The sequence below is a fragment of the Rhodohalobacter sp. genome (assembly GCF_041686455.1).
Lineage (GTDB): Bacteria > Bacteroidota > Rhodothermia > Balneolales > Balneolaceae > Rhodohalobacter.
Map to the genome: position 1 here is coordinate 1 of NZ_JAWLDW010000139.1, position 6,339 is coordinate 6,339.

General features: G+C 42.4%; 6 protein-coding genes. All 6 read right to left on the reverse strand.

From position 1 onward, the window contains the following. Positions 1–26 precede the first annotated feature (26 nt). A complete protein-coding gene (locus ACESM0_RS12110; RefSeq protein WP_372906470.1) occupies positions 27–374 on the reverse strand; it encodes an MmcQ/YjbR family DNA-binding protein in 348 nt (115 codons plus the stop codon). 40 nt (positions 375–414) lie between these two features. Then, the gene (locus ACESM0_RS12115) at positions 415–1,311 is read right to left on the reverse strand and encodes a cation diffusion facilitator family transporter (protein WP_372906471.1); all 897 of its coding nucleotides are present in this window, start codon (positions 1,309–1,311) and stop codon (positions 415–417) included. Between the two features lie 7 nt (positions 1,312–1,318). Further along, a complete protein-coding gene (locus ACESM0_RS12120; protein WP_372906475.1) occupies positions 1,319–2,086 on the reverse strand; it encodes a ZIP family metal transporter in 768 nt (255 codons plus the stop codon). Positions 2,087–2,379: 293 nt separating this feature from the next. After that, positions 2,380–4,593, reverse strand: coding sequence for a carbohydrate binding family 9 domain-containing protein (locus ACESM0_RS12125; RefSeq protein WP_372906472.1), 2,214 nt, complete (start codon positions 4,591–4,593; stop codon positions 2,380–2,382). A gap of 129 nt (positions 4,594–4,722) precedes the next feature. Beyond that, a complete protein-coding gene (locus ACESM0_RS12130; RefSeq protein ID WP_372906473.1) occupies positions 4,723–5,112 on the reverse strand; it encodes a DUF423 domain-containing protein in 390 nt (129 codons plus the stop codon). Positions 5,113–5,600: 488 nt separating this feature from the next. Further along, entirely contained in the window at positions 5,601–6,062 is a 462-nt protein-coding gene (gene tnpA / locus ACESM0_RS12135) for an IS200/IS605 family transposase (protein WP_372906474.1), read from the reverse strand. Between the last annotated feature and the right edge of the window lie 277 nt (positions 6,063–6,339).

The window sequence follows — 6,339 nt, forward strand, 5'->3', positions numbered from 1 at the left end:
CATGTCTGTTTTGATTCAATAAATATCTAGAGCTTTTCCCTGTCGTGCTTTGGCAGCTTTGCCACCACAAGATCATAAGAATCCTTTATCCACTTCTTGATTAAATCATCCGGCAGATTTCCCTGCATGCTTACTGTATTCCAGTGTTTTTTATTCATATGATAACCCGGTTCAACCAGCCCGGGATACTCTTCCCTCAGCTCAACTGCTTTTACTGGATCGCATTTTAAATTGATGCTTTCAAACTCATCCACATCACAAAAGGCAAACATCTTTCCCATCACTTTAAAAACTAGTGTAGTCTCATCAAACGGAAATTCTTCGGCTATTCCAGAAAAGGAAAGGCAATAGTCGTGAAAAGATTCAATATTCATCCGTAAAAATCATTTTGTATTAAAATGTGCATCGAGTTAATCAGGAGTGGTGAGTACTGCTTTCGCAGGGTTTCAGCTCAAACTCTATGGCGGAGTGAGTGATATCAAAACGATCGGAAAGCCGATCTTTTAACTCCGATTTAATTTTTTCGATTTTGTTGCTTTGCGACTCGTCAATATAGACGTGGCACTCCAACATTTTGTGATGTTCGTCGATTTTCCAGACATGTATGTGATGCACATCCTTCACATTTGAAACGGACTCCAGCTCATTTTTGATGGAGTCTATATCGACATCTTCAGGCGTGGCCTCCATCAGTATAGAGATGGTTTCCTGAAGCATTCGATAGCTGGAATACATAATATAAATTGCTATTCCGATAGTTAATATCGGGTCAACGATAAAGAGATCATAGTACAGAACTAAAACACCACCGGCAATGACTGCAAAGGAGGCAGCCGCATCTCCAATAAGATGAACGTATGCACTTTTTATATTCAGGCTGCTTTTTGAATCAGAATGGAGAATATAAACGGAAAGAACGTTGCCCGTCAGACCCACCAGGGCAACCCAAAACATAATACTTCCATCTATTTCCTGAGGTTGTAAAAATCTTTCTATTCCCTCTTTAATCAGAAATAGTGAGACAGCTACCAGTATGATAAGGTTGATAAAGGCGCCGATTATGTCGGCCCGCCTATAGCCGAAGGTCATCTGCTTATTGGCATCTTTCCTGGCAAATGTTCTGGCAATGAGCGATACACCTATTGAGCCGGTGTCGCTTAGGTTGTGAACCGCATCGGAGATGAGCGCCATACTGTTGGACAGGAATCCGCCGATAAGCTGAGCGACGCTAATTCCAAGATTCAGGAAAAAAGTAATCCAGAGACGAGAAATCGTTTTGCCGCTATAACTGTGAGTATGAGAATGTGCCATATGATTGCTACCCCTCGATGACAAATTGAAATATAATCATTGCAGCTGCCGTAACTGACATGATAATGTAAATCTGCTTTATGCCCAGTTCTTCTTTAGCTTCCGGGATCAACTCTTTAAAAACCATCCAGAACATAGCGCCTGCTGCGAGCCCCAGTCCAAAAGGAAGAAACTCCTTAAATATCAATACAAAAAGGAAGGCCGGAATGGCCATTAGAGGTTGAGGTAAACTGCTGAAAATACTCCAGAATGCAGCTTTTCGAACACTTGTTCCTCTTGGGATCAGAATCAAACTAATGGCCAGGCCCTCAGGAATATTATGAATTGCAATAGCGATAGAAATGAATGCACCAAATGTGTTGCTTTCACCAAATGAGACGCCAACACCGATTCCTTCAGCAAAAGAGTGAACAGTCATGATTCCCACAATCATCAGCATTTTAATGGCATCTGCACCCTGTACCTTACCAATGGAGTAGTCTTCTTCTCTGTTGTTGAGAAATTTTTGAGAAAAGTAAACCAGGATACCGCCTAGTGAAGCTCCTACAATAACTCTCAGGTAAGAGTAGGTTACTCCTTCTGTTGTAAATCCTTCATATACCAAACCAATGCTGGCCCCGAACATCAGGCCGGCTGCCATGGCATTTCCAATTCCGAGCCATATGTTGTCAAATTTTTTTACAAAAAGAAAAGGAAGAGCTCCGAAACCGGTTGCGACGGCTGTGATTGACGCGGCGACAAATACATGAAAAACGGTGACAGATCCATCAGACATATCACCGATTACCCAGAAAGCACTTCCGACAACGGCTGCAAAAAGCAGGAGGGCAGTAAGACTGTCTAAAAGAAGATGGTTGTTGTTCCGGCTATTTTGATTGTCTGATGGTGACATTTATGTATGTGTGATTCTGTTTATCTACGATAACTCTCAAAACAGTTATACAAATTAAAATAAAAGGTTTAAATGAATTAAGTATGAGTAATTATGTGCTTTAGCTACTCACAGAATCCACATCATCTGGCTGTCAAAAAGAGTGTAAGAAGTACATTTTTGGCATCACAAGTGAATCAAAACCGGTGCGTATAGTTGATTTTTACAGCAGCCTGAGATTGAATCGCTTCCAGTCGATTACCTGTATCTATCCAATTACGAGAAAAAACCAGGAACAGATCCGAGCCCGGAGTGATGGTCCAACGAAATCGATTGTAGAGGCCAAGAAGATCACTCAAATCATCATATTGAACGATTTGTGTAAAGGCAATATCGGGAGTAAAATCAATATTGCTTCGAATCACAAACAGGTTGGTAGTGAATGATGCTTCAGGAAGTTCTACCCGGCTATTCGACCAATTGGCAGAAAGATTGATGCCTATATAGGGCCGAATGGTCCCTCCAAGTTGCAGACCCTGTCGGGTACCTGTCCAGAAACCTTCGTAGCTATACTCGATTTCCCCTGATATTCTTCTGAAGCTGGCTGTTTCAAATTCGGCATCTACACCCCAGTTTTTGTAATTCCCCGGAAGGATAATTACAGTTCCATCACGCAGGATGTCAAACCCTTCATAGATTTTTTCAAAGGATCTGCTTACGCTTAATTCAATCTGTTCTCCGCTTTCAAACTGAATTTCAACGGGAGTTAGAGTGGCATTTATGGTTTCGGGTTCAAAATCGAGATTAGTGAGGTGTTCATATCGTAATTGAATCTCCCAGGATCGGAGAACTGGATTTTCGGAAAAGACCCAGTTATACCCTGCGGTTGGCTGAAGCCTTCGAAAACCATTCCGGCGAGTAAACCCGACAGCCGGATTAAATGATGAGCCAAATTCCCTGTAGGATACCCAGCTGTAAAAAGGAAAGTTCGGGTAGTTAAGTCGAATACCTCTGCTTGTACGATCCCAAACCTGACTTGATATCTCGGGGTTTTCTTCGTTATGCCAGACAAAAAAGGCTTGAAATTGTAAATTCTTGCTTCCGAGAAATGAAGATGTTCCCAATTCAAGATCCGTTCCTAAAGTATGGCCTGTATCAAATGGTGTGTCTTCGGTCTGCCCTCGGCGAGTATAGATAAGCCCTACTGAACTCTCCGAAAAGATATTTTGAGAAAGGCGTGCAGCCGTAAAGTCTTCAGTCGAACTAATATCACTTTCTCCTGTTCTGATTTGATAAAGTCCAATATTGGTATTGCCTTCCCTGCCCAAAATGCGCAGACCACCGGTGATGGGGACTGGTTGTCCGCCAACGAGCCCAATCCGTCTGCTGAAAAATGGTTCAACACCGCTTGCCGGTACAAAGCTGAAAATTCCGGAACCTTCAAGGAAAAAATCACGCTGTTCCGGGAATCGTAACGGAAAACGGGAGAGGTTTACCCGCCGTTGATCTACCTCTGTTTCAGCAAAATCAGTATTTATTGTCAATGAAGCTCGAACACTTGGGGTGAAGCTGTACGATACATCAAACCCTGCATCCATGGATTTGTCAATGGAACGTTCTTCGCCGGAAGGATCGCTCATATTCCGGGTACCGGTTACATATGGTTTAACTTCCAGACCGAGTCCCTGAGATAAGTTGGTGAGACCGGTTAGGATTCCTGCATTTTGAGGCCGAAAAAGTCCCTGATTTCGTTTCCATCCAGACCAGAGGATTTCTTCATTTACTCTTCGGATCGTGCGCTGAAAGTTGATGCCCCAGGTTGTGTTTTCCGGATCAAAATCGAGTGATCTGAATGGGATACGAATTTCAACAGACCAGCCCTGGTCGGTTATTTGAGTTTTGGCATCCCATATACCGTCCCAGGCTTTATTCAGACTGGTGCCCTGACCTACAGTTAGCAGGCCGTCACCGCGAAGAGCAGCGGGGTTTGTCTCAAAAAAATAGGCATTCCGTCCCTTATTAAACGTATCAAGAATCCACATAAATCGGTCGTCAGCTCCAAGCCCCTGATCTCTCCGTTTTTGATAAGCCAGGATTTGATCAGGATTGCTGTCGTAAAGCATTGCACCGATGTATAAATTTGCCTCATCGTATGCGATGTAGATTTCAGTTTCTTCTGAAGGTTCTGCCCCCTCTTGTGGATCCTTCTGGGTGAAGTTTTTTGTTGGAAGTATGCGTTGCCATATCGATTCATTCAAATGACCATCGAGTTGAACAGATTCATTATCTGACAACTTGTGAGCCCTGATGCTATAGTCCCCGTCATTGGAGCTAGCCTGTTTTGCGTTTAAATCTGTGCCTGAGAGCAGAAATAGTGCAAAAGTGAGTAGTATGAAATTTGTATTGGACATTTGTCAAATGTACTCAGATTAGTAATAATTGCGCAGTAATTAGATGTAAAATGCTTTTCCTATTCCGGAATGGACTTAATGAGTCTCGGTCTGCCTTCAGCCCCATAAGAAACAGATTTCGGCTATAGGTTAGTTTTGATTTTTTGATTCTTTGGAAGCACTCACGGCAAAGAAACTCCACCCCAAAATAAACGCTACACCACCAAGAGGAGTAATTGCACCGAGCCAGCCTGTATTGGTAAGTGTAAGGATGTAGAGGCTGCCGGAGAAAATGAGGATTCCGATAATAATCAGCCGGCTACTCCATATAAGCCAGGCAGATTTCTCAAGGTGAAACGATGCGACCCCGATCAGAAGCAGACCGATGGCGTGGTAGAAATGGTATTCAACACCGGTTTTATAAACCTCAAAACGCTCCGGCGTCAGCATATCCTGTACGATGTGTGCGCCAAAGGCACCGAACGCAACGGCAAAAGCCATGAAAATGGAACCGATGATGAGAAGGGATTTAGGTTTCATCTTTGAATCAGGGTGTTATTTAAATGGGTTCATCAGCAATATTGCCAATTTAGTTGAAGATAAGAAGAATTGTTCGTCGGATTTGTTGAGCGGGAAGGGTGTCGTCCCTGACGGGACTTTTTTCATCTTTCGGCCTTATTTTTCCACCCACATTCCGTACCTAAAGGCACGGGGTCCATTGAATTTATGGTCTAAACTCTACCCATGTCACGTCTCTGACGAGACATTTTTAAACCAAGGTTAAAAATGAAGAATTATAAAAGGACGTAGATTCATACTCCATAGCAGACGGCAATGTGTTGGTTCATTGTCATGCATATATGCTTGTTTGCCGTGGCAAATAAGACGGATTTAGCGGGTTTAAATTACTTGTAAATTTTTGACCTCGAAACCTTAAGGGAGTTATTGTCTCATAGAGACAAAACATGGGTAGAAATAGCCGAGAACCCATCTTTCTTTATGCGTGCCTTTAGGTACGCAACATGAATCTACGATACCGGTTTAAATATATAGCGCTCGTCAAAATCGACCTCATATTTGTCTAGAAAATCGAGATACTCCTCACGGAAACTTTCCTTTTTGTGATGCATCTCTTGATTTTGGATATACCGAATTACCTGTGAGACCTGAGAGGCGGAATGTGAAAAAGCTGCATAACCCTTTTGCCAGGAAAACCGGCCGTTGATGTATTTATTTTGATTAACCCATTTGGAGGAATCCTGTTTAACATATTTCACCAATTCGGATAAGCTTTGTGTGGGACGGAATCCAATCAAAAGGTGAATATGGTCAGCAACTCCATTGATTTGAAGGGCTTTGTGCTCATGGTTTGTAATGATTCCGGAAATATATTTGAACAAATCGGCGCGCCATTTTTTATGAATCAGACTTTGTCTGTTTTGAACTGCAAAGATTACATGAATGTGGATTTGAGTGTAGGTATTGGCCATTTTCTCCCCTCTTTTTTTAATGATACATGGGACTGTGGTTATTAAAAGATCTTATGTGAGTCGTCCCTGCGGGACTCGTGGGATATTTTTTAACTTCTTTTATACTACCCATATTCCGTACCTAACGGCACGGGATCAAATGTTTGCTCAACAAGTTCTACCACATGTTACCTCTCTGAAGAGACGGTTATGTTGCTATGGGTAATATTTATGGAATCTGAGTTCAAGTAATAAGTGCAACACGGCGAAAGAAAAAGATTCTAATTATTCAATTTAC